Below are 21,852 nucleotides of genomic sequence, written 5' to 3' on the forward strand. Positions count from 1 at the left end.
ACCTGCCCGCCGCGCCCCGCCTCCCCTGCCCGCCGCGCCCCGCCTCCCCTGCCCGCCGCGCCCCGCCTCACCTGCCCGCCGCGCCCCGCCTCCCCCGCCGAACCTCGCCCGCCGGTGCCCGTGCGAATTCGACGGAGATTCTGCTGCAAAAGGCTCAAATCGGGCCGAAAAGCGGCCGGATGCTCAAAATCTCCGTCGAATTCGTCCAGGAGGCCTGGCCGACCGGCGCCGGCCGTGCCGCCCGGCAGGGTGTCTGCGAAAGCAGGCACGGAGACGCAGGGTGCACCGAAACCTCGCCGAGCCGTGAGTTGCGACTCTCTATTTCCAAAAAAGAGGAGCTTTCCTCACGGCTCCGCGGACGCGGGCGGGGCCTCTGCGAAGCAAGGGGGGGCAGGGGCCGCCCTACTACTCGAAGGCCTCGGGCGGCGGGCAGGCGCAGACGAGGTTGCGGTCGCCGAAGGCGTTATCGATGCGACGCACCGGCGGCCAGTACTTGCCACGGATGAGCGAGCGCACCGGGTAGACCGCGGTCTCGCGGTCGTAGGCGTGCGTCCACTCCCCCTCGATCACCGACTGCGCCGTATGGGGGGCGTTGTGCAGCGGGTTGTCGTCGGCCGGCCAGCGACCGGAGGCCACGGCATCCGCTTCGGCCTTGATCGCGATCATGGCCTCCACGAACCGGTCGATCTCGCCCAGGTCCTCGCTCTCGGTGGGTTCGATCATCAGCGTTCCCGACACCGGGAAGCTCATGGTCGGCGCGTGGAAGCCGTAGTCGACGAGGCGTTTGGCGACATCATCGACGGTGACCCCGGTGGCCTCGGTGAGCGGGCGGAGGTCGAGGATGCACTCGTGCGCGACCAGCCCGTTGTCGCCGGAGTAGAGCACGGGGAAATGCGCGTCGAGCCGCTTGGCCACGTAGTTGGCGGCGAGCACAGCGGCGCCGGTGGCCTCCTTGAGCCCCTCGGCCCCCATCATCCGCACATAGGCCCAGGAAATGGGCAGGATGCTCGGGCTGCCGTAGGGCGCCGCCGAGACGGGTCCGCCGGCGTGCACGATCGTGCCGCCTGATCCATCGCCCGAACCGGCACCGGCACCAACACCGGCACCCCCGCCGGCACCGAGCAGGTAGTGCTCGTCGCTCTGTGCGAGCGGGTGGCCGGGCAGGAATGGGGCGAGGTGCGCCTTGGCCGCGACCGGCCCGACGCCGGGTCCGCCGCCGCCGTGCGGGATGCAGAAGGTCTTGTGCAGGTTCAGGTGCGACACGTCGCCGCCGAAGTCGCCGTAGCGGGCGAAGCCGAGCAGCGCGTTCAGGTTCGCACCGTCCACGTAGACCTGGCCGCCGGCGTCGTGCACGGCACGGCAGATGGCGCCGACCTCGTGCTCGTAGACGCCGTGCGTGGAGGGGTAGGTGATCATCAGCGCGGCCAGGTTGTCGGCGTGAACGGCGATCTTCGCGCGCAGGTCGTCCAGGTCGACGTTGCCCAGCTCGTCGCAGGCGACGACGACGACCTTCATGCCGGCCAGCACAGCGGAGGCCGCGTTCGTGCCGTGGGCGCTGGACGGGATCAGGCAGACCAGGCGCTCCGCGTCGCCGTTGGACAGGTGGTAGCCGCGGATGGCGAGCAGGCCGGCCAGTTCGCCCTGGCTGCCCGCGTTGGGCTGCAGCGACACGGAGTCGTAACCGGTGACATCGCTCAGCCAGGTCTCGATCTGGCGGACCAGTTCGAGGTAGCCCTCGACGTCGGCGCGCGGGGCGAAGGGGTGCAGCCCACCGAATTCGGGCCAGCTGACGGCCTCCATCTCGGTGGCCGCGTTCAGCTTCATCGTGCAGGAGCCGAGCGGGATCATGCCCCGGTCGAGCGCGTAGTCGTAGTCGGCGAGGCGCTTCAGGTAGCGCATCATGCTCGTCTCCGAGCGGTGCGTGTTGAACACCGGGTGGGTGAGGAACTCGCTGGTGCGGTGCAGCTCGGGCGGCAGGCCGGCCTCGACCATGCTGAAGTCGACGAGGCCGAAGGATTCCCGGCCGCCGAACGCCCCGACGACCAGGGCGAGGTCGGCGAGCGTCGTCGTTTCGTCGACCGAGATCCCGATCGTGTCCGCGTCGACGAGGTGCAGGTTGACTCCGCCGTCGGCGGCCGCGGCGACGATCTCGGCGGCGCGACCCGGGCTCGACACCCGGACGGTGTCGAAGAAGGTCGCGGTCACGACGTCGGCTCCGGCGGCGAGGAGCGCCACAACGAGCTGGCCGGCCCGTTCGTGCACCTGACGTGCGATCGTCTTCAGCCCGTCGGGGCCGTGGTAGACGGCGTACATGCCGGCCATCACGGCCAGCAGCACCTGGGCCGTGCAGATGTTCGACGTGGCCTTGTCACGACGGATGTGCTGCTCACGCACCTGAAGCGACAGTCGGTAGGCCGGGTGGCCGACCGCGTCCACGCTGACGCCGACGAGCCGGCCGGGAAGCTGGCGTTCGAGGCCCTGGCGCACGGCCATGTAGCCGGCGTGGGGACCGCCGAAACCCATCGGCACGCCGAAGCGCTGGCTGGTGCCGACGGCGACGTCCGCGCCGAGCTCGCCGGGCGAGGTGATCAGGGTCAGGGCGAGCAGGTCCGCAGCGACGACGGTGAGCGCGCCCTGCGCCTGGGCGGCGGCGATGACGGCCGCCGGGTTCCAGACCCGGCCGGACGCGCCGGGGTACTGCACGAAGATCCCGAAGTGCTCGCCGAGGTCGGCCACGGTGGCCGCGCCGGTCGCGACCTGGCCGGCGCCGCCGGTGCTGACGTCGGCGAGGGCGATCTCGACGAGGTCGATTCCGAGTGCGGCCGCGCGGTTGGCCAGCAGCGCCTTCGTCTGCGGCAGGGCGTCGGCGTCGACGATGAACCGGTTCGACTTCGACTTCGACGCGCGGCGGGTGAGGAGCATGCCCTCCACGACGGCGGTCGATTCGTCGAGCATGGACGCGTTGGCCGTGGACAGTCCGGTGAGGTCCGCGATCATGGTCTGGAAGTTGATCAGGGCCTCAAGCCGGCCCTGCGAGATCTCGGGCTGGTAGGGCGTGTACGCCGTGTACCAGCTGGGGTTCTCGAACACATTCCGCTTGATCACCGCCGGGGTGACGGTGTCGTAGTAGCCCTGCCCGATCATCGACCGCTTGACGGTGTTACGGTCCGCCAGCGTGCGCAGTTCGGCGATCGCCTCCCGCTCGGTGGCGGCCGGCGGCAACGTGCTGTCGCCGAGCACCCGGAACTGGTCGACCTGGATCGAAGCGGGCACGGCGGCGTTGACGAGAGCGTCGACCGAGTCGTAACCGAGGATGGCCAGCATGCGGGACTGGGCGTCGGCATCCGTGCCGATGTGGCGTTGGGTGAAGGGCTGTGACATGTGTCGGGAACCTGTGCTTCTTGTTTTCGTTACTCGCCGACGAGGGCGGAGTACTCGGCGTAGCTGAGGAGGGGAGGAAGCTCGGCGTAGGTGACCTTGATCAACCAGCCGGCGCCGAACGGGTCGCTGTTGACGAGCTCGGGGCTGTCGACGACGGCGTCGTTGGTCTCGGCGACGGTGCCCGTGACGGGGGCGAACAGCTCGCCGACCGACTTCGTGGACTCGATCTCGCCGACGACGCTGCCCCCGGCGACATCGCTGCCCACGGCGGGCAGCTCGACGAAGACGACGTCGCCGAGCTTGTCGGCGGCGTAGGCGGTGATGCCGACGGTGACGGTGTCGCCGTCGACCAGCACCCACTCGTGCTCGGCGGTGTACTGGAGTTCAGTCTTGTCTGCCATGGGGTTTCCTCTCGAGGGATGGATTAGGGGTGTCTATTTCTGGCGCTGGTAGAACGGAAGGGCGGTCACGGTGGCGGGGATGCGGGTGCCGCGCACGTCGATGAAGACCTCGGTTCCGAGGCGGGCGAGGCCCGGCGCCACGTAGGCCATGGCGATCGGATGTCCCAAAGTCGGTGACAGCGCCCCGCTCGTGATCACGCCGTCGGCCACGGTCGCGTCGGCGCTGCGGAAGATCGCGTAGTCGGCCCGGCCGGCGCGTTTGCCGGCCGAGGCGAGTCCCACGAGCACGCGGGCCTCGGCGCTGGGACCTTCCTCACTGGCTTCGCGGCCGATGAAGTCGACCTCCTTGGCCAGGTTGACGACCCGGCCGAGCCCGGCCTGGGCCGGGTAGGTGGAGGTTCTGAGTTCGTGGCCGTAGAGGGGCATGCCGGCCTCGAGCCGCAGGGTATCGCGGCTGGCGAGCCCGGCCGGGACCAGCCCGTGGACCTCGCCGGCGACGAAGAGGGCGTTCCAGAGAGCCAGGGCGTCGGGCACGTCGACGTAGAGTTCGAACCCGTCTTCGCCGGTGTAGCCGGTGCGGGCGATCAGTACCGAGGCGCTCTGGAAGGTGCCGCCGAGGGCGCGGTAGTACTTGAGCGCGGCCAGGTCGCCGTCGACGGTGAGACCCGCGGTGGCTTCCAGGATGGCCCGGGAGTTCGGGCCCTGCACGGCGATCAGGGCGACTGCGTCGCTCCGGTCGGTGACGGTGACGTCGAAGCGGGCGGCGCGCGCGGAGAGCGCTTCGACGGCCTGGAACCGGTTGCCCGCGTTGGCGACGACGAGGAACTCCTCCTCCGCCGTGCGGTAGACGACGATGTCGTCGATGATGCCCCCGGCGCGGTTCAGGATGAGGCTGTACTTGGCCTGCAGCAGCTCGATCACGGAGAGCTTGCCGGCGAGCGCGTAGTCGAGGAACGCCCCGGCATCCGGCCCGACGACGACGATTTCGGCCATGTGCGAAAGGTCGAAGATGCCCGCGCCGGTGCGCACCGCGTGGTGCTCGGCCAGGTCGCTGGAGTACCGCACCGGCATCTGCCAGCCGGCGAAGTCCGTGAAGCTGGCGCCGGCTTCGACGTGCGCCTGGTGCAGCGGGGAGAATCGCTCCGTGGCGGCGGGAGCGGAATCGGTGTCGGCAGAAGAAGTGAGGGCGGCGTTGTCCGAGGTCATGAGTTCTCCAGGTCGTCGTCGGCTAAGAGCCGAGCGAGATTCTCCGGGGCACGATCGAGCGATCGAACTCCTGGGAACTCCCCCTCTGTCGTCAGGCCTGAGAGCTTCACCGCATCCGTCGGGACGTGACTTTCACCATGGGCGAGCCGCGTTGGTGCCGCGACTACTTTTCAGAGTGGCCAGTTCGATGCGGTACGAGTACCTGAGAGATTGTCGGGGAGGATTGCTCCTTCGGTGTTCGCTCGCCTCCCGGCGTCGAACTCTCCCGCATCGACCTTGATGGCCCGGTATTCACTTGAGGGTATTCACTTGATGCTGGTGCTGCGCGCTTGGGCGTGTGCGCTCTCAGCCTAGCGTGCGCCGGGCACCGGGCGAGCGGGCAGCGGACGAGCCGGCACGGGGGCCGTGACGGATGCCGCGGCCTCCGGGCGACGCCCGCGGGAGGGAGCGCGTACCCTGTTACTCTGCCCGCGATTCATGCGGGGCACGAAGAAAGGCGTTCCGTGGACATCACCCTCCTCCGGCATTTCATCGCCGTCGCCGAGGAGTTGCATTTCCCGCGCGCCGCGATGAACCTCAATGTCTCCACCCCGAAGCTGCGTTCCTCGATCGCGAAACTCGAGACGAACCTCGGCGTCGTGCTCATCGACCGCACCACGGAGACCACCCGGCTGACCACGGCGGGCAACCTGTTTCTGACGGAGGCCCGCGCCGAGCTGGCCGCCTCGGATGAGCCCTGGCAGCCGCCGCTGCCCGCGGGCGGCAAGGCCAAGGCCTCGAAGGGCAAGGGCCGCGCGCCCGAGGTCAAGGGCCAGCCGCGCCCGGGGAAGCGCCGCCAGGGCCGCTAGCCCGCGCCCGGATCGTCGGCGACGACCCCGGCCGAGGCTCGGCGCCAGGCCGAGAAACTGGCCACCGAGCCGCTGTGCGGCGCCACCAGCCACGGCCACGGATGCAGTTCGGCCGCGCCCTCCGCGTAGCGCGCGAAGCTGGGCACCGGCGCGGACGTGACGGCCGCGTCGAGGCTCGGAACGACCACCCGCGGGTCGCCCAGGTGCACGACCACCTCGCGCCGCCGGGCCAGATCCTGCAGGGTTTCGACGGTGAAGATCAGTCTTTTGCTCGAGAGCCGCAGCCGGGCCAGGGCCGGCTCGTCGAAGACGAAGACGACCGGAAGCGCGGAATGCGCCTCGAGGGCCGGATCGGCGTCGCCCAGGGAATCCACCGTCAGCAGGACCGACCGGGCCGCGCGGCGCCGGACGGCGACGGAGGGTCCCCTTGTGGCGGCCAGGTGCGGATCGCGTGTCAGGTTCGCCGGCGCATCCGTCACCGGCGCCGGTGCGGCGGCCGCCGGGAACTGCTCGATCGGGCAGGCCTGGGCGAGCGGGCAGGCACGGCAGAGCTGCGGGGCCCGTTTCTCCACCTGCCAGCGGGCGAAACCGTAGGGGCTGCCGGTCCCGGCGCCCACGGTCCACTGCCAGCCCAGCAGGTTGGCCGCGCGCGAGCCGTCGAGCAGGTGCCGGTAGAACTCCTCCTGGCCGGCATGCCACCCGGCGCCAAACCTCACCGTGTACTGGGAAGCCAGCCACATCCGGGTCTGGTTGACCAGCCAGCCGTCGGTTTCCAGCTCCGACACGACCGAATCGACGCAGTGCATGCGCCGCGGCCAGGCCTCGGGTTCGAACCCTCCGGCCCAGGGCGCCGCGAACCGCAGGTTTCGGTGCAGGGCCACGCCCACCCGCGCATAGAGATGTCGGGCGTATTCCTGCCAGAGCAACTCGTCCCGGAATTTGCGGGTGTCCCGGGCGGGTCCGTCTGCGACGTGATCCCACGCCCGGCCGAGCGGCACCAGCCCGTGCCGGATGTACGGGGAGAGCCGGGAGGCCCCGCGGTCGGTTTCCGGCAGTACCTGACTGCGCCTGGCCGCATAGCCCGCGACCGAGAACCCGGCCAGGGCACGGTCGGCGCTGGTCTGGCCGCCCCGGATGCCCGGACTCGCCCGCACCTCGTCGTCGTCGTCGACCAGGTGGCGCAGGTGGCGGCGCACGACGGCTTCCGCGGTTCCGTCGTTCAGGGCGATGAGCACGTCTGATTTTAGACTCCGCCCCACGGCGCCAGGAAGCGCTACGCCTGCTTGCGGCGACCGGCCGCTGCCTCGCGCTGCAGGGGCGTCACCGAGGCCAGCGGCACGTTCAGCCGCTCGACCAGCGGGGCGAACGCCCGGAACCGCTCGAGCACCAGGTCGGTGAAGTCTTCGCCGAGGGCCACCGCGCCGGGCAGGGTGCCGGTCAGCGCCCAACTGCGGTTCTGCAGCAGGTCGGCTGCCGGGTGCTCCGCCGGGAATCCCTTGGGCGCCCGGATGAGCGGGTTGCCGTCCAGCGGGTCGGCCAGCCCGGTGCGCGACACGTCGGCGAGCACGCCTCTCATGGCGCCGTGGTGCTCGAGCAGGTAGTCGCGGATGGCCCGCAGTTGCTGCGGGCCGGGACCCCAGGAACCGCCCGCGACCATCACGCTCTGCACGCCCACCTGCAGGAAGAAGCCCGCTCCCCCGCTCTTCTCCAGACCCTGGCGCGGCCAGAACGCCGCCAAATTGGTCTTCTAGGGGGTCTTGTCATGGGAGAACCGCACGTCGCGGTAGATGCGCATCATGGCCTTGTTCGGCGGGCGCAGATGGTTTGGCGCGAACTCGGCCAAGCTGACGTTCACCGCCTCGGCGACGGCCAGCATCCGTTTCTTCAATTCGAGCTCGTAGGTCGGTTTGTGCTCTTCGAACCATTCGCGGTTGTTGCGGTGCTCCAACTCCTCGAGAAAATCGAAGGTCTGTTCGCTGAAATGGGGACCCACTGCACGCTCCTTGACGTGGCCGGCGGCGCCTAACCGCGGGGCCGTCCTTCTTAGCCACCCTACGCAGGAACAGCAGCGGCAAGGTCACGGTCGCGAGGGCCGTGACCAGCCACACCACCAGCGTGGCCAGGACCCAGGCCTGCCAGCCATCCCTGCCAGGTGAGGGTGAAGCCGTCGAGCACCAGCGACGCCACCCAGAGGCCGAGAGTGCCGGAGCCGAGGAAGATGGCCGTGCGAATCAGAAAGCGGATCATGACTGCCCCTTTCGTGGCCGCGGCCTTCGCCGCGTCCGAGCATTGTGTCACCCGCGGCGCTCCAGCGGGAAGCACCTAGAATCGGCGCATGTCCCGCCTCGTCGTCGTCCTTCCGCTCACGGCGCTGCGCACCGGTGACAGCTTCCCGGTGTCGGAGTGGCCCCTCCACATCACCGTGCTGCCTCCTTTCCACACGGATGCCGCGGCATCCGTGATCGCCGGCGTCGTTGCCGGCGTCGTTGTGGGCGTCACCGGAGGTGTCGACGCCGTCTCGGCCGGCGGCCGCACCGCCATCACGGCCGTCGCGGGCGTCGAAGCGCTGTTCGGACGGCGTGAGGACGTGCCGGTGACCCTGGTCGTGGACGACGCGGCCCTGACCGAGCTGCACCGGGCACTGGTGGACGCCGTGCGGCCCTTCGCGTCCTCCCCGGACGAACCCGCGTTCACCGGCCCCGGCTTCCGGGCCCACATCACGATCAAGAACGGCGCCCGCGTGCACGAGGGCGAGGTGCTCACCCTCGCCCAGATCGCCCTCGTGGACATGGCGCCCCGGGCGGCGGCCGGCGGCCGGAGCGTGCTCGCCGTTTTCCCCCTGGCGGCTCCCGCGGCGACCGCGCTCGGCCCAGGCAACGGGGTTTCAGGCTCCGCCCAGGCCCTCGCCGACCACGAAGACGGTGAAGAACAGGGCGGCCGGTACCGCCACGGCGAGGGCGATGATGTTCAGCACCGAGCGCTCCCGCCACAGCCAGACGCAGAGCAGGTTCACGATGGCCGCGGCATCGATCAGCACGGTTCCGATCGCGGGCATCACCCAGGTGTCGGTGACCGGGTAGGTCTCGCGGAAGAGCGTCGTGATCAGCGGCAACACCAGCCAGGACGCCAGTCCGAGGGCTGACAGCACGATCGCCCAGCAGCCGATCGGGCTGCGCGGAAACGCCTGGGTGATGCCGCCGCCCTGGCGGGGTGAGGTCGAGTGAGGGGGGGTGGTATCGGGGCCGGGGGCGGGCTCGTCCCGTGGATTCGACACGAGCATCCACCTCTTCTCCCTGTGCACGCTTCTCCAAATGCGCGGCCGCGGCTGCGTAACCGGCTGGCGGCCACTGTATTCCCCGGACGCGGGCCGCGCGAGGTTGCGCCCGGTTAGGCCTTTTTCGCGGCTGCCTTGGCCGCCCGCTTCGTCTCCCGCACCAGGGCGAGCGATTCCGGGTCGACGATGTCGGCGACGGAGCGGTGCGAGCCCTCCTCGCCGTACGGGGCGCACACTTCCCGCCACCCCGGCGCCTCGACCCCGAGCCGCTTGCCGAGCAGGGCGAGGAAGATCCTGGCCTTCTGCTCGCCGAACCCGGGCAGCCCCTTCAACCGGCGGAGGATCTCGGCGCCGTCCGGGGTGCCGGTGGTCCAGATTGCGGCGGCGTTGCCGTCCCACTCTGTGGCCACGACTTCGGCCACGGCCTGGGTGCGCGCGGCCATCGAGCCCGGGTAGCGGTGCACGGCCGGGGTGCTCCGGAACACCTGGGCGAAGGCGTCAGCATCGAAACCGGCGATCACCCCCGGGTCGAGGGTCCCGATCCGGTCGCGGATCTTGGCGGGACCGGCGAACGCCGTCTCCATCGCGATCTGCTGGTCGAGGAGCATTCCGACCAGGAGGGCGAACGGGTCCTCGCTGAGCAGGGTGTCGGCGGCGGCGTCACCGGTAATGTGCAGCGTCATGGTGCTCATTGTGTCACCGGCCGGCGCTGGCGGTGCCGTTCGCCGGCCATCGCCCCCGCCGAGTTCGACAGTCTCGGTCGAGTTCGACCGTCTCGGTCGAGTTCGACCGGCGCGCCCCTCGAACTCGACCGGAAGTGTCGAACTCGCCGCACCGGCAGCTCGATCGAGCGTGCCCATCGATACGACTAGGTCGTGTCGAAACCGTCCTCCACGACGAACCAGCTGTGCGTGTGTTCGGCTCCGACGCCGTCGAGAAGGGCCTGCGCCGCGTGCGGCACGCCCGCCTTGCGCAGGGCCAGGAGGGCCTCCATGTCCCACCAGGTGGACTGGATTCGCCAGGACCCGTCCTGGCCGCGCAGGAGCTCGGACCTGACCAGCCCGTCCGGCTGCCCCGCCGCAAGCATCCGCCGGTAACCGTCGAGGAGGTCGCCTTCACGCTCCGGCAACCCCCTCGCGTCGACTGAAGTGACGACAGGCTTGTCCCTGGGAATGTCCATCTGCGGCCTCCGATCGATCCGGTCGAAGCCAATCTAACCCAGGACGCCGTACGACTGAATGCCGCCCGGCGACAATCGGGGCGCGGATGCGTCGGCAACCGCCGCGAGCGGCGATGGCACCCCGCCGAGCTCGACACTTGCGGTCGAGTTCGATCGGCACGCCTGCCGAACTCGACCGGAACCGGCGATCTCAGCGACTCCCGCCGCCGCGGATAGCCAGGCCCCAGGATTTCGGTGCGGTTGTCGTGACGTCGTCTGTCTCTAGGATGAGGGCATGGCGATGCCGGTCCTCGCGACCAAGCTCTTCATCCCCCGACTCCGGTCCCGAGCGGTTCCTCGACCGCGCCTCGTCGAGCGTTTGCGCGAGGGGCTGCACTCCGGCCGAAAGCTGACGCTCATCTCCGCCCCGGCCGGTTTCGGAAAGACCACGCTGCTGAGCGAGTGGATCGCGGATGCCCGGCGCCGCGACCCCCAGCTGCGCGTCGCCTGGCTGTCGCTCGACGAGGGCGACAACGACCCGTCCCGCTTCCTCACCTACCTCGTCGGAGCCCTGCAGCGGGCCGATCCCGCTCTCGGCTCGGAATCGTTGACGCTCTCGCCGGCCTCGATCGAACCGGCGCTGACGGGGCTGATCAACGACGTCGCCCAGAGCCCGGCCGAGATCATCCTGGTACTCGACGACTTCCAGCTGATCGAGGAGAAGACGATCCGGGACGCCCTCGTCTTCTTCCTCGACCACCTTCCGTCGAATCTGCACCTGGCTGTCGCGAGCCGCTCCGATCCCCTTCTCCCGGTGGCGCGACTGCGCGCCGGCGGCGAGCTCACCGAGTTGCGTGCCGCCGACCTGCGGTTCACTCCGGACGAGGCCGCCGCCTTCCTCAGCCAGATGGCGGGCCTCGAGCTCTCCCCCGAGGACGTCGCCGCTCTCGAATCGCGCACGGAGGGCTGGATCGCCGGCCTCCAACTGGCCGCTCTGTCCATGCGGGACCGCTCGGACGTCTCCGGTTTCATCCGGGGATTCACCGGAAGCAACCGCTTCGTGATCGACTATCTCGCCGAAGAGGTGCTGCAGCGTCAGCCCGAGCAGGTGCGGGAATTCCTGCTCCGCACCGCGATCCTGGACAGGCTCAGCGGATCCCTCTGCGAGGCCGTCACCGGGCAGGCCGGCGGCAGCGACGTGCTGGAGTCGCTCGAGCGGGACAACCTGTTCCTCGTTCCGTTGGATGACGGACGGCAGTGGTACCGCTACCACCACCTCTTCGCGGATGTGCTCCGGGCGCGGCTGCTGCGCGACCGGCCCGACCTCGTGCCGACCCTCCACCGTCGCGCCAGCGAATGGCACGAGCGGAACGACCTGCCGGAGGAGGCGGTCACGCATGCCCTGGCGGCGGCGGATTTCGCCCGCGCAGCCAGAGTGATCGAGGGCTCCGTTCCCGCGGTTCGCAAGAGCCGGCAGGATGCCACACTGCTCCGCTGGCTGACGCTGCTGCCCGAGGAGGTCATCGATCGCCGACCCGTGCTGGGCGTGTACCGCGCGTGGTCGTCGCTGGTCTCCGGCGACGTGGAAGCGATCGAACCGCGCCTGCGCGTCGCGGAGAGGGCGTTGGCTGCCACGACGGATGACGGCGCCCCCGGCCACGACTCGGCCGACAGCGAGGAACTTCGCACTCTCCCCGTGACCATCGCCGTCTACCGGGCTGCCGCAGCGCAGGCGCGCGGGAAGGTGGTCGGCATGAAGGAACACGCCGAGCGAGCCCTGGCGCTCACCCAACCCGACGATCATCTGGGGCGCGGCGCGGCAGCTGGGTTCCTCGGGCTCGCTTCGTGGACGACCGGCGATCTCGAGTCCGGGCTGCGTGCCTTCGGCGAGGTCAGGTCCAGCCTGCGTCTGGCCGGCAACCTGGCCGACGTGCTCGCGACCACCATCGTGCTGGCCGACATGCTCGTTCCGCTGGGCCGGTTGCGGGAGGCGCAACGGGCATACGAGCAGGCGTTGCAGCTGGCGGCCGAGCAGGGCGACCCGCCCCCACAGTCAACGGCGGACCTGCACGTCGGGATCAGTGAACTGCTCAGGGAGCGGGGCGAACTACCGGCCGCCGCCGAGCACCTGGCTGCGAGTGAGGCGCTGGGCGAACAGGCCTCGTCGAGCGAGAACCGGCATCGCCGGTTCGTGGCGATGGCGCGAATCAGGCAGACCGAGGGAGATTTCGACGCCGCCCTCGACCTGCTCGGCACGGCTGAGGGCCTCTACCGGCGCGGGTTCTTCCCGGAGGTGCGCCCGATCGCCGCGATCAGGGCACGGATCTGGATTGAACAAGGCAGGCTCGCCGAGGCCCTCGCCTGGGTCACGGGCCAGGGCCTGTCCGTGGATGAGGACCTCACCTACCTGCGCGAGTTCGGGCACATCACCCTGGCGCGGCTGCTGATCGCGCAACAGCGGGCCGATCCGCGGGGGTCGATCCAGGCGGCCACCGGATTACTCGACCGCCTTCTCGTCGCCGCGGAAGCGGGCGGACGCACCGGCAGCGCGAACGAGATCCTCATCCTGCAAGCGCTGGCGCAGGAGGCGCAGGGCCGGATTCCCTCGGCGCTGCCACCGCTCCACCGAGCACTCTCCCTGGCCGAACCGGAAGGCTACCTGCGGCTCTTCGCCGACGAAGGTGCGCCGATGACGGCGCTTCTGGACGCGGCCGCCGACGCGGGAATCCTCCCCGACTACGTTCGCCGGCTCGGTCGGGCCCTGCGGCAGACCGACGTCGACAGGGCGAGTCTCCCGGGCATCCCGGAGGCGTTGAGCGAGCGGGAGTCGCACGTGCGCCGGCTGCTGGCGACCGAGCTCAGCGGCCCCCAGATCGCGAGCGAACTCTACGTCTCGCTCAACACGCTGCGCACCCACACCAGGCACATCTTCGCCAAGCTCGGCGTCAACAGCCGCCCGGCCGCCGTCACCCGCGCCGCCGAGCTGGGTCTGATCCAGCGCCGGGTCTGATCTGGCTCCGCGACACAATCACCACCTCAATCACCACGCACGGTGATGCCGCGTCATCACATGTCTCCGTAGATTCGGGTCGTTCTCAGGTAGTGGCCTGGGGCACTCAGAACGAAGGAGAGCAATCATGATCACAACGTCCACCCTCACCCGGGCGGCCGCCGTCGCCGCCGCCGTGTCGGGTCTGCTCTACATCGTCATCCAGTTCATCCATCCCGCCGACGAGGTCGCCTCCCTCACCACCCAGATGTGGGTGAGCGTTCACAGTCTCAGTTTCGCGATGGCCATCCTCGGCCCGATCGGCCTCACGGGCATCTACCTGCGCCAGGTGCGAGAATTCGGGCTGCTCGGCCTGATCGGATACGCGCTGTTCGCACTGTTCTTCATCCTGCAATCCGCCTTTGTCTTCGCCGAGGCGTTCATCGCGCCCCTGGTCGCGGCGGACGCACCGCAGTTCGCCGAGGACTTCGTCGGACTCTTCGGCCGGCACCCGGCCGTGACCGACCTCGGCCCCCTCGCCGCACTCCCCCTGGTCGGAGCCGCCGTCTACGTCATCGGCGCGATCGTGTTCGGGATCGCCGTCCTCCGTGCCCGGGTGCTGTCGCGCGGCGCCGGCATCCTTCTCATTGCCGCCGCGGCGGTGACGCCCGTCGCGGGCGCGCTGCTTCCGCACACGCTCGAACGGATGGCCGCCATCCCGATGGGCCTGGCCCTGATCTGGCTCGGCTACTCCCTGTGGTCGGACCAGCGCAGGATCGCAGGCCGGACGGCTCCCACCGGGCACGGCACCCGACTCGACCGCACGCCGGCGGTCTGACCGGACGCGGGTCTGTGCAAGAGGAGGAGAGCGATGACTGAAGTCGATTGGTATGAGATTCGCCTCCGGGGGCAGCTCGACGGGTCCTGGAGCGACTGGTTCGGGGGCTTCACCCTCACCAGCGAAAGCGATGGAACAACCACCCTCACAGGCCCGGTCATCGATCAGGCCGCGCTGCACGGGCTGCTGCGACGGGTCGGAAACCTGGGCGTGACACTGATCTCGGTCAACATTCTGAGGAGCTGAAAACCATGACGAAAGACACCCGGAGCCCTCGAGGCCAGTGGCCGGCCCCCACCGGATTGATCCTCCTCTCCCTCATCCCGCTGCTCGCCGGTGCTGCGCGACTCACCGAGCTGACGGGCGGAGCCGCCTCGACTCCGCAGAACGCCCGTTTTCTCGACTCCCCCGTACCGGTCGTGACGCACATCGTGAGCGTGACCGTGTTCAGCCTGCTCGGAGCGTTCCAGTTCGTCCCGGCTCTGCGGCGCCGCAGGGTAGCCTGGCATCGTCTCGCCGGACGCATCCTCATTCCCGCCGGCCTGCTGGCGGCGCTCTCCGGCATGTGGATGGCGGCCTTCTACCCGCACCCGCCCGGGGACGGCGCGATTCTGGTGGTTCTTCGGTTGGTCTTCGGGGCCGCGATGGTGGCGGGCCTCGGACTGGGGATTCGAGGCATCGTGCGTCGAGATTTCGTCCAGCACGGCGCCTGGATGACCCGCGCCTACGCGATCGGGGTCGGGGCGGGCACCCAGGCCCTCGTCCTGATCCCGCAATCGATGATCTTCGGCTCAACCGACGAGCTGTCCCGGGCCGTGTTCATGGGTGCCGCCTGGGTGATCAATCTCTCGGTGGCCGAGTACGTCATCCGTCGCCGTGCCCGGCCGGCACGAAATGCAGTCCGACCATCAACAACCGCATCACTACTCAAGGAGTCGACATGAAGTCACAACCAGCCACTCGCACTCACGCTCAGGATGCCCGGATGCGAGCCGCCGTCTATCGCCGGTTCGGGTCCCCGGAGGTGGTGCACATCGAGGAGGTCCCCAAACCTCTGCCGGGGCCGGACGAGGTGCTCGTCCAGGTTCACGCGAGCACGGTGAGCGCCGCCGACCACCGGGCCCGGGGACGCACCGTCCCAAAAGGGCTCGGACTGATGAGCGCGCTCGCGCTCGGCGTCTTCCGCCCTCGCACGCGGGTCCTGGGCATGGATGTCGCCGGCGTCGTGGAAGCGGTGGGAGCGGACGTCGCGTCGTTCACACCCGGCGACGAGGTGATCGCGATGCTCGGCGGCAGGTTCGGCGGGCACGCCGAATAAGTCTGCGTCCCACAGAGCGGCGCGATCACGGCGAAGCCGCGGAACATGACCTTCGAGGAAGCCGTGACAGTCGTGTTCGGGGGAATCACCGCCCGTGCCTTCCTGAACCGGGCCGCCCTCGCACCGGGTGGCACCGTCCTCGTCAACGGCGCGTCCGGCGCCGTGGGCACCGCGGCGGTGCAGCTCGCCGCGGAACTTGGGGCGCGCGTCACGGGCGTGTGCGGCGGCGGCAACCGGGAATTGGTGACCTCGCTCGGCGCGGACCGGGTGATCGACTATGCCGAGGAGGATTTCCTCGCCGAGGGCCGGTCCTACGACGTCATCATGGACTGCGTCGGGAACCTTCCCTTCGAGCGGGCCGCGGCGTGCCTCAATCCCGGCGGCGCCCTGCTGCTCGTCATTTCCGACCTGCAGGGAATTCTCCTGGCGTCCCGGCGCAGCAGGAAGAGCGGGAAGCTCGTCACCGCGGGCAACGTCGACTACACGGCCGAAGACCTGGCGTTGCTGGTCGACCTCGCCGAGTCGGGCCGGTTCAGGGCGGTCATCGACCGAACCTACGACCTTGCCGATGTCGCCCTGGCCCACCGCCACGTCGACACGGGGCACAAGAAGGGCAACGTGGTGCTGCGGGTCGCGGCCGGTTGATCGGAGCGGATCGCAGTCTTCTTGTGGTCCCGCTCCCCTCGACTTCGACGGTTCCGGTCGACTTCGACAGGTACGCCTGTCGAAGTCGACCGGAACTGACGATTTCGGCGGTCGCGACGGTCCCGGAACTGCGGGGTGACGGCTCCGGGTCGGTTGGCTATTCTGGGTGCATGGGCCGGAACATCCATACGCTGCATAATTTTGAGCCGGCGGCCACCGACGATGAGGTACACGCGGCCGCCCTGCAATTCGTGCGCAAGATCAGCGGATCCACGAAGCCCTCCAACGCCAATGCCGAGGCGTTCAACCGGGCTGTCGAGGAGATCGCCCACATCTCGAGGCACCTGCTCGAGGACCTGGTGAGCACGGCTCCGCCCAAAAACCGCGAAATCGAGGCGGACAAGGCGAAGGCCCGCTCGGCGAAACGGTTCGCCGCCGCTTAACAGCTCGGCAGGGAGGTTCCGCGGGAGGCGACGAGCGGCCCGCCGTCCTGGCCCTCTCGAGCTTGCCAAACGATGAGAACGAGGGCACACTCCCCCACTGTGCGATACAGCCCCATCCGGTTGGATCGCCGTCGTCGAAGGAGCGGAGCATCATGGCCTCGGATAAGCACACACACAGCATCCACATCGACGCGCCCGTGGCGAAGGTCTTCCACTACGTCGAGGATCCGGCGCACTTCGTCGGCGCGATGCCGGAGGAGGACCACAGCACCCTGGGGGCGGTGCAACGGACGCCCGAAGGGGCGGTGGTCAGCTACGAGATCAAGTACCGCGAACTCGGCATGCACCTCACCGCCGTCGTCACCAGAGAGGAGTATGTGGTCAACGAGCGCATCGTGGACCATTCCTCGGTGGGCCCGATCTTCACCATCTCCGTCGAGGCCGACGACAGCGGAACGTCGCTCACAGCCAGCTGGGACTCCTCCACGCTGATGAAGATGATCGACGCGGTCTTCTTCCACGGGGACAGGGACATCGAGCGCGCCCTCGCCACCTACAAGCTCGAGATCGAGGCCCTGGCCTGAGCCGACCCCAACAGCGGGGTGCCCCTACTCCCTGCCGTCCTCGAGCGGGATGAGCATCGTTCGAAAGGGACCGGCAACGGCGTGGAGGTCCCAAATGCGATCGGCGACGCCGTCGATGCCATTGTCAAGCTGAAGCTGAGGAATCCCTCCCGGGATCACGAGTTGGCTGACACGGACTCCCTCACCCTCGAGTGCGTCGTGGAGCATCTCACCGTAGGCGCTCTCGGCCGGGAAGGCGACCGATGTACCTGCGAAGTCAGCGCGGGCCTTCACCGAGGTTCCGCCGTTGATCATGATGATGCTGCCGCTTCCTGCCTGCCGCATGGCCGGGAGCACCGTACGCACCGCGTGAATGAGCCCGAGAGCCGAGAACTGCAATGCCTCCAAAGCCAGTTCCGGAGTCATCTCCAGCACCGGCTTCAGGTAGTCACGCGACGGGAGCGGACTGTACTGCAACGTATTGATGGGTCCCAGCTCTGCCGCGGCACGCGCAAGGGCATCTTCAAGCGCCGCCGGTACTCGGACATCCGCAGCGTAACCACTCACGGTGAAGCCGGCGGCAGTGAGCTCCGCAGCCATGGAGTCCAGCTTCGACTGGTTCCTCGAGATCAGGGCGATTGAGAAGCCCTCGCGCCCGAACCTTCGCGCAACTGCAGCTCCGAGTCCCGGTCCAGCTCCGATGATGGCGATGACAGGCACGGTGGTCTCCTTCGAGTGATGATGTTGTGGTGTCTGGAGTGAGGTCAGATTGGACGACAGCCCTTCGGGATCACGCAGCTGAGCAAATTCGCTGACGCGAAGCAAATACTGAGAGCTCCTGCGAGAGGTAGGCGCGGGCCCCCTCCGACCTGCCCGAGCCTAGACGTTGAAACGGAAATCCACCATGTTCCGTCACCGAAAGACGCGTGGAGCCCTGTGAAGTGTGGCTAATTCAGGAAAATCATCCGGCTGAGACTGGATCCACTGAGAAAGACCGGCCTGGCGGCATCCCCGGCTGACGGATCTCCTGAGTAAGCCACACACCCACGTGTCAGATTGCGTCGCGGGAGGCTCGCCGCGAATGTCCTGCACCGGATGTTCCGTCGGGAGTGCTGGCCGCCGAGGGCGACGGATGCGGTTGAGTTCGGCTGGTACGCCTGCCGAAGTCGACCGAAACTGTCGATCTCGACGAGACTCCCCACCGCTGGCCGAGGCGGACCTGCCGCTCGGGCCAGCCCCACGCGCTACTACCGCGAGATACACGTTGAAGCGGAACTCCACCACGTCGCCGAAAGACGCGTGGAGCCCTGACAAGTGTGGCTAATTCAGGAATATCATCCGGCTGAGACTGGATCCACTGAGAAAGACGAGCCTGACGGCATCCCCGGCCGACGGATCTCCTGAGTCAGCCACACACCCACGGCGCCGGATTCTGCCGCGGGAGGCTCACCGCGAATTTTCATCCGCGCGGTGCTCCGCCGAGACGCTGCCAGCCGAGTTCGCCCTTTGCGGTCGAGATCGTCCAGCACACAGGGTGAACTGGACCGGAACTGTCGATCTCGGCCGCGAGCCGCAGAGGGCGAGCTAGACGTTGAAACGGAACTCCACCACGTCGCCGTCCTGCATGATGTATTCCTTGCCCTCGATCCGGGCCTTGCCCTTCGAGCGGGCCTCCGCCACCGAGCCGGCGTCCATCAGGTCCTCGAAGGAGAAGATCTCCGCCTTGATGAAGCCCTTCTGGAAGTCGGTGTGGATGACTCCGGCGGCCTGCGGGGCGGTCCAGCCCTTATGGATGGTCCAGGCCCGCGTTTCCTTGGGGCCCGCGGTCAGGTAGGTCTGCAGGCCGAGCGTGTCGAAGCCGATGCGGGCGAGCTGGTCGAGTCCGCTCTCGGCCTGGCCGGTCGACGCGAGCATCTCGGCGGCGTCCTCGGCGTCGAGCTCGCTGAGTTCGGACTCGAGCTTCGCGTCGAGGAACACGGCGTTGGCCGGGGCCACCAGCGCGGCCAGCACGGCGAGCTTCTCGGCATCCTGCAGCACCGCTTCGTCGACGTTGAACACGTAGATGAACGGCTTGGCGGTGAGCAGGCCCAGTTCACGGATCGGCTCGATGTCGAGCGTGGCGGACGACAATGGCGCTCCGGCGTCGAGGATCGCCTGCGCTTTGAGGGCGGTCTCCAGCACGATCGGGGGAAGCTTGCGGCCCTTGACCTCTTTCTCGAAGCGGGACACCGCCTTCTCGAGGGTCTGCAGGTCGGCGAGGATGAGCTCGGTGTTGATGGTCTCCATGTCGCCGGCCGGGTTCACGGCGCCGTCGACGTGCACCACGTCGGGGTCGGCGAAGCCACGGATGACCTGCGCGATGGCGTCGGCCTCACGGATGTTGGCGAGGAACTTGTTGCCGAGCCCCTCCCCCTCGCTGGCGCCGCGCACGATCCCGGCGATGTCGACGAAGGACACCGGGGCGGGCAGCAGGCGTTCGCTGCCGAAGACCGAGGCCAGCTTGGCCAGGCGGTGGTCGGGCAGGTTGACGATGCCCACGTTCGGCTCGATGGTGGCGAACGGGTAGTTCGCCGCGAGCACGTTGTTCTTGGTCAACGCGTTGAAGAGGGTGGACTTGCCAACATTGGGCAGTCCGACGATTGCAATAGTAAGAGCCACGAGAGTCCATCGTACCGGGTGTGTCCCCGGCCCCGTCGAGCCGACCGGGACGGGCTGTCAGCGGCCCGTGAAATGATGATGCGGTGCCAGTCAACTTCACCGCCATCGATTTCGAGACCGCCAACTCCTCCAGCGCTTCGGCGTGCTCGGTCGGGCTGGTGAAGGTTCGAGACGGAAAAGTCGTCGACAAGATCGCCTGGTTCATCAAACCGGCGGTCGGGCACGACGCTTTCCTGGCCTGGAACATCAAGATCCACGGCATCCGGCCGACGGATGTCGTGGACGCGGCCACGTGGGCCGAGCAGCTCCCCGACCTGGTCGCCTTCGCCGACGGCGACCACCTCGTCGCCCACAACGCCGGCTTCGACCTGGGAGTCATCAAGACATCCTCCACGGTCGCCGGCCTGTCGGTCCCGGACTTCAACTACGTCTGCAGCCTCCAGGTGGCCCGCCGCACCTACCATCTCGACTCGTACCGCCTGCCCGTCGCGGCGATGGCGGCCGGTTTCGAAGGCTTCGCCCACCACGACGCCCTCGCCGACGCGGAGGCCTGCGCCGCCATCATGGTGCACGCGGCCGGGCGGCACGAGGCAGACACCCTCGAAGATCTGGCCCGCATCACCGGGGTGAACATCGGCGCGATCGGGCCGGTCGCCACGAAGGAGAAGGCCGCGACGCACGGCCCGATGGCGCTCAGTTAGGTCCCTCCTCCCCTGCGCGCCGAGGCCGCGTCGAGGCCCTCCAGCCGCCGTGTCGAGGTCGTGTCGGTGGTCACTGGCAGAGTGGAGCCATGGATTCCTGGTTCCCTCTTCTCCTCGGTATTGTCATCGGCGCCCTCCTCGGCGCCCTGGTCGCGATCGTCGCCGGTCAGCGGCGCCGCGCTGCCTCAGTGAACGCTTCAGCGGGCGACGACCCGGCCGTGATCGAGGCCCGTCACCAGGTGGCGCTGGTCGAGGCGCGCTCCCGAGAGGCCGCCGTCCAATCGCTGCTCCGGGAAGAACTCGCCTCGGTGCACGCCACGGCCGACGCCCTGCGCGGGCAGGTCGTCGACGCCGGGCGGCAGTACCGCGAGCTGCTCCAACGGCAGCAGGGTGACCAGGACGCTGAGGCCGTGCGGCAGAAGCAGGAGAGCAAGGTGTTGCAGGCCCTGGCCCCGGTCAAGGAGAGCCTGCAGGACATACAGCAGAAGGTGTTCGAGCTGGAGGCCCAGCGCAGCCTGCAGCACGGCGAGTTGAGCCAACAGCTGCGGTCCGCCACAGAGTCGGAGGAACGTCTGCGCAGCACCGCGGAGGCGCTCGCGTCCGCCCTGCGCGCCAACAACACCCGCGGGGTCTGGGGCGAAACCCAGCTGCGCAGCGTGGTGGAGGCGGCGGGCCTGATCGAGCGGGTCGACTTCGACCTGCAGTCGAGCATCAACTCGGATGCCGGCGCGGGTCGCCCCGACATGGTGGTGCACCTGCCCGGGGGGAAAAACATCGCCGTCGACGCCAAAGTGCCGTTCACGGCGTTCCTGGAGGCCAGCCAGATTCCGGTCACCGCCACCGGCGCCCTGGGCGCGCAACGGGCCGCGTACATGAAGGCGCACGTCAAGGCCGTGCGCGACCACATCACCGCCCTCGGCAGTAAGGCCTACTGGCAGGGCCTGGAGGCCTCGCCGGAGATCGTGATCGCCTTCATCCCGAGCGAATCCCTCGTTTCGTCTGCGTTGGAGGCCGACCCGTCGATCATGGAGTTCGCCTTCTCCAAGCGGGTCGCCCTGGCTTCCCCCGTGACCCTGTGGTCGGTCTTGAAGACGGTGGCGTTCAGCTGGCAGCAGGATGTGCTCACCCATGACGCCAAGGTCCTGTTCGACCTCAGCCGGGAGCTCTACGCCCGCCTGGCCACCACGGCCACCCACATCGAGAAACTCGGCCGGTCGATCGAGCGCACCGTCAAGGACTACAACGGCTTCGTCGGCTCGATGGAGCGCCAGGTGCTGCCCACGGCCCGCAAGCTCAGCGCGCTGGACGAGTCGAAGGTGCTGGCGCCGCTGGTCGGCATCGAAGAGGCCCCTCGGGAGCTGGCCGCCTGGGAGTTCGTGACGGAGCTCCAGTCGGCCGAACTGGAGGCCGCCGAGAATCGCCCTTAAC

At 68.8% G+C, this 21,852-nt stretch carries 21 protein-coding genes, 1 pseudogene and 1 riboswitch; of the genes and pseudogenes, 12 read left to right on the forward strand and 10 right to left on the reverse strand.

Annotated elements, in window-relative coordinates; translation table 11 throughout:
- Positions 1 to 405 precede the first annotated feature (405 nt).
- From gcvP to gcvT, 3 genes are read right to left on the reverse strand one after another with little or no spacing between them, the layout of a single operon-like run.
- Positions 406 to 3,381, reverse strand: a complete 2,976-nt coding sequence (gcvP, locus tag E3T24_RS16825) for an aminomethyl-transferring glycine dehydrogenase (RefSeq protein ID WP_134366486.1) — start codon at positions 3,379 to 3,381, stop codon at positions 406 to 408.
- A gap of 29 nt (positions 3,382 to 3,410) precedes the next feature.
- Positions 3,411 to 3,782 (reverse strand): glycine cleavage system protein GcvH, encoded by a 372-nt coding sequence (gene gcvH, locus E3T24_RS16830; RefSeq protein WP_134366487.1) that lies wholly within the window; start codon positions 3,780 to 3,782, stop codon positions 3,411 to 3,413.
- Between the two features lie 33 nt (positions 3,783 to 3,815).
- Complete coding sequence (gene gcvT, locus E3T24_RS16835) at positions 3,816 to 4,988, reverse strand: glycine cleavage system aminomethyltransferase GcvT (protein ID WP_134402764.1); 1,173 nt, start codon at positions 4,986 to 4,988, stop codon at positions 3,816 to 3,818.
- Positions 4,989 to 5,168: 180 nt separating this feature from the next.
- Positions 5,169 to 5,266, reverse strand: a riboswitch (glycine riboswitch).
- A 225-nt stretch (positions 5,267 to 5,491) separates the two neighbouring features.
- On the opposite strand from gcvT, the gene E3T24_RS16840 reads away from it, so the two are divergent.
- Positions 5,492 to 5,836 carry a LysR family transcriptional regulator gene (locus tag E3T24_RS16840; protein WP_134366489.1) on the forward strand — a complete coding sequence of 115 codons (345 nt, stop codon included), beginning with the start codon at positions 5,492 to 5,494 and terminating at the stop codon, positions 5,834 to 5,836.
- Here the strand turns inward: E3T24_RS16840 and E3T24_RS16845 are convergent.
- The 3 genes and pseudogenes from E3T24_RS16845 to E3T24_RS16860 all read right to left on the reverse strand — a co-directional run bounded on the left by E3T24_RS16845 (position 5,833) and on the right by E3T24_RS16860 (position 8,083).
- The gene (locus E3T24_RS16845; RefSeq protein WP_198416026.1) at positions 5,833 to 7,071 is read right to left on the reverse strand and encodes an FAD-binding domain-containing protein; all 1,239 of its coding nucleotides are present in this window, start codon (positions 7,069 to 7,071) and stop codon (positions 5,833 to 5,835) included. The two genes, E3T24_RS16840 and E3T24_RS16845, sit on opposite strands and share 4 nt — an antisense overlap.
- 38 nt (positions 7,072 to 7,109) lie before the next feature.
- Positions 7,110 to 7,829 (reverse strand): annotated as a pseudogene (locus tag E3T24_RS18135) (DUF2461 domain-containing protein).
- Positions 7,830 to 7,888: 59 nt separating this feature from the next.
- Entirely contained in the window at positions 7,889 to 8,083 is a 195-nt protein-coding gene (locus tag E3T24_RS16860) for a hypothetical protein (RefSeq protein ID WP_198416027.1), read from the reverse strand.
- A gap of 88 nt (positions 8,084 to 8,171) precedes the next feature.
- Between E3T24_RS16860 and E3T24_RS16865 the strand changes: the two genes are divergently transcribed.
- Complete coding sequence (locus E3T24_RS16865; RefSeq protein WP_134402761.1) at positions 8,172 to 8,978, forward strand: 2'-5' RNA ligase family protein; 807 nt, start codon at positions 8,172 to 8,174, stop codon at positions 8,976 to 8,978.
- 245 nt (positions 8,979 to 9,223) lie between these two features.
- Here E3T24_RS16865 and E3T24_RS16870 read toward each other — a convergent pair whose 3' ends face one another.
- Entirely contained in the window at positions 9,224 to 9,793 is a 570-nt protein-coding gene (locus tag E3T24_RS16870) for an HhH-GPD-type base excision DNA repair protein (protein WP_174235670.1), read from the reverse strand.
- Between the two features lie 185 nt (positions 9,794 to 9,978).
- On the reverse strand, positions 9,979 to 10,290 hold the full coding sequence (locus E3T24_RS16875; RefSeq protein ID WP_134366493.1) for a hypothetical protein: 312 nt from the start codon (positions 10,288 to 10,290) through the stop codon (positions 9,979 to 9,981).
- A 274-nt stretch (positions 10,291 to 10,564) separates the two neighbouring features.
- Between E3T24_RS16875 and E3T24_RS16880 the strand changes: the two genes are divergently transcribed.
- The 8 genes from E3T24_RS16880 to E3T24_RS16910 all read left to right on the forward strand — a co-directional run bounded on the left by E3T24_RS16880 (position 10,565) and on the right by E3T24_RS16910 (position 17,086).
- Positions 10,565 to 13,279 carry a LuxR C-terminal-related transcriptional regulator gene (locus E3T24_RS16880; protein ID WP_134434886.1) on the forward strand — a complete coding sequence of 905 codons (2,715 nt, stop codon included), beginning with the start codon at positions 10,565 to 10,567 and terminating at the stop codon, positions 13,277 to 13,279.
- A 127-nt stretch (positions 13,280 to 13,406) separates the two neighbouring features.
- Positions 13,407 to 14,096, forward strand: coding sequence for a hypothetical protein (locus E3T24_RS16885; RefSeq protein WP_134366495.1), 690 nt, complete (start codon positions 13,407 to 13,409; stop codon positions 14,094 to 14,096).
- 33 nt (positions 14,097 to 14,129) lie between these two features.
- Entirely contained in the window at positions 14,130 to 14,342 is a 213-nt protein-coding gene (locus E3T24_RS16890; RefSeq protein ID WP_134366496.1) for a hypothetical protein, read from the forward strand.
- Between the two features lie 5 nt (positions 14,343 to 14,347).
- Complete coding sequence (locus E3T24_RS16895) at positions 14,348 to 15,040, forward strand: DUF2306 domain-containing protein (protein ID WP_134366497.1); 693 nt, start codon at positions 14,348 to 14,350, stop codon at positions 15,038 to 15,040.
- Positions 15,037 to 15,414 carry an alcohol dehydrogenase catalytic domain-containing protein gene (locus tag E3T24_RS17715; RefSeq protein WP_198417467.1) on the forward strand — a complete coding sequence of 126 codons (378 nt, stop codon included), beginning with the start codon at positions 15,037 to 15,039 and terminating at the stop codon, positions 15,412 to 15,414. Before E3T24_RS16895 ends, E3T24_RS17715 begins: the two co-directional genes overlap by 4 nt.
- Positions 15,415 to 15,459: 45 nt before the next feature.
- Complete coding sequence (locus E3T24_RS17720; protein ID WP_198416907.1) at positions 15,460 to 16,059, forward strand: NAD(P)-dependent alcohol dehydrogenase; 600 nt, start codon at positions 15,460 to 15,462, stop codon at positions 16,057 to 16,059.
- A 170-nt stretch (positions 16,060 to 16,229) separates the two neighbouring features.
- Positions 16,230 to 16,502: a DUF2277 domain-containing protein gene (locus E3T24_RS16905; RefSeq protein ID WP_134366498.1), complete on the forward strand. Its 273-nt coding sequence runs from the start codon at positions 16,230 to 16,232 to the stop codon at positions 16,500 to 16,502.
- A 152-nt stretch (positions 16,503 to 16,654) separates the two neighbouring features.
- A complete protein-coding gene (locus E3T24_RS16910) occupies positions 16,655 to 17,086 on the forward strand; it encodes an SRPBCC family protein (RefSeq protein ID WP_198416030.1) in 432 nt (143 codons plus the stop codon).
- Positions 17,087 to 17,110: 24 nt separating this feature from the next.
- Here the strand turns inward: E3T24_RS16910 and E3T24_RS16915 are convergent, their stop codons facing one another.
- Together E3T24_RS16915 and ychF are read right to left on the reverse strand one after the other, a co-directional pair.
- Entirely contained in the window at positions 17,111 to 17,890 is a 780-nt protein-coding gene (locus tag E3T24_RS16915) for an SDR family NAD(P)-dependent oxidoreductase (RefSeq protein ID WP_241978729.1), read from the reverse strand.
- A gap of 759 nt (positions 17,891 to 18,649) precedes the next feature.
- On the reverse strand, positions 18,650 to 19,723 hold the full coding sequence (gene ychF / locus E3T24_RS16920) for a redox-regulated ATPase YchF (protein WP_134366499.1): 1,074 nt from the start codon (positions 19,721 to 19,723) through the stop codon (positions 18,650 to 18,652).
- A gap of 83 nt (positions 19,724 to 19,806) precedes the next feature.
- On the opposite strand from ychF, the gene E3T24_RS16925 reads away from it, so the two are divergent.
- Both E3T24_RS16925 and rmuC read left to right on the forward strand, forming a co-directional pair.
- Complete coding sequence (locus E3T24_RS16925) at positions 19,807 to 20,424, forward strand: exonuclease domain-containing protein (RefSeq protein ID WP_134366500.1); 618 nt, start codon at positions 19,807 to 19,809, stop codon at positions 20,422 to 20,424.
- Between the two features lie 89 nt (positions 20,425 to 20,513).
- The gene (gene rmuC / locus E3T24_RS16930; RefSeq protein WP_134434887.1) at positions 20,514 to 21,851 is read left to right on the forward strand and encodes a DNA recombination protein RmuC; all 1,338 of its coding nucleotides are present in this window, start codon (positions 20,514 to 20,516) and stop codon (positions 21,849 to 21,851) included.
- Position 21,852: the final 1 nt, after the last annotated feature.

This window comes from Cryobacterium sp. TmT2-59 (genome assembly GCF_004403545.1).
GTDB lineage: Bacteria > Actinomycetota > Actinomycetes > Actinomycetales > Microbacteriaceae > Cryobacterium > Cryobacterium shii.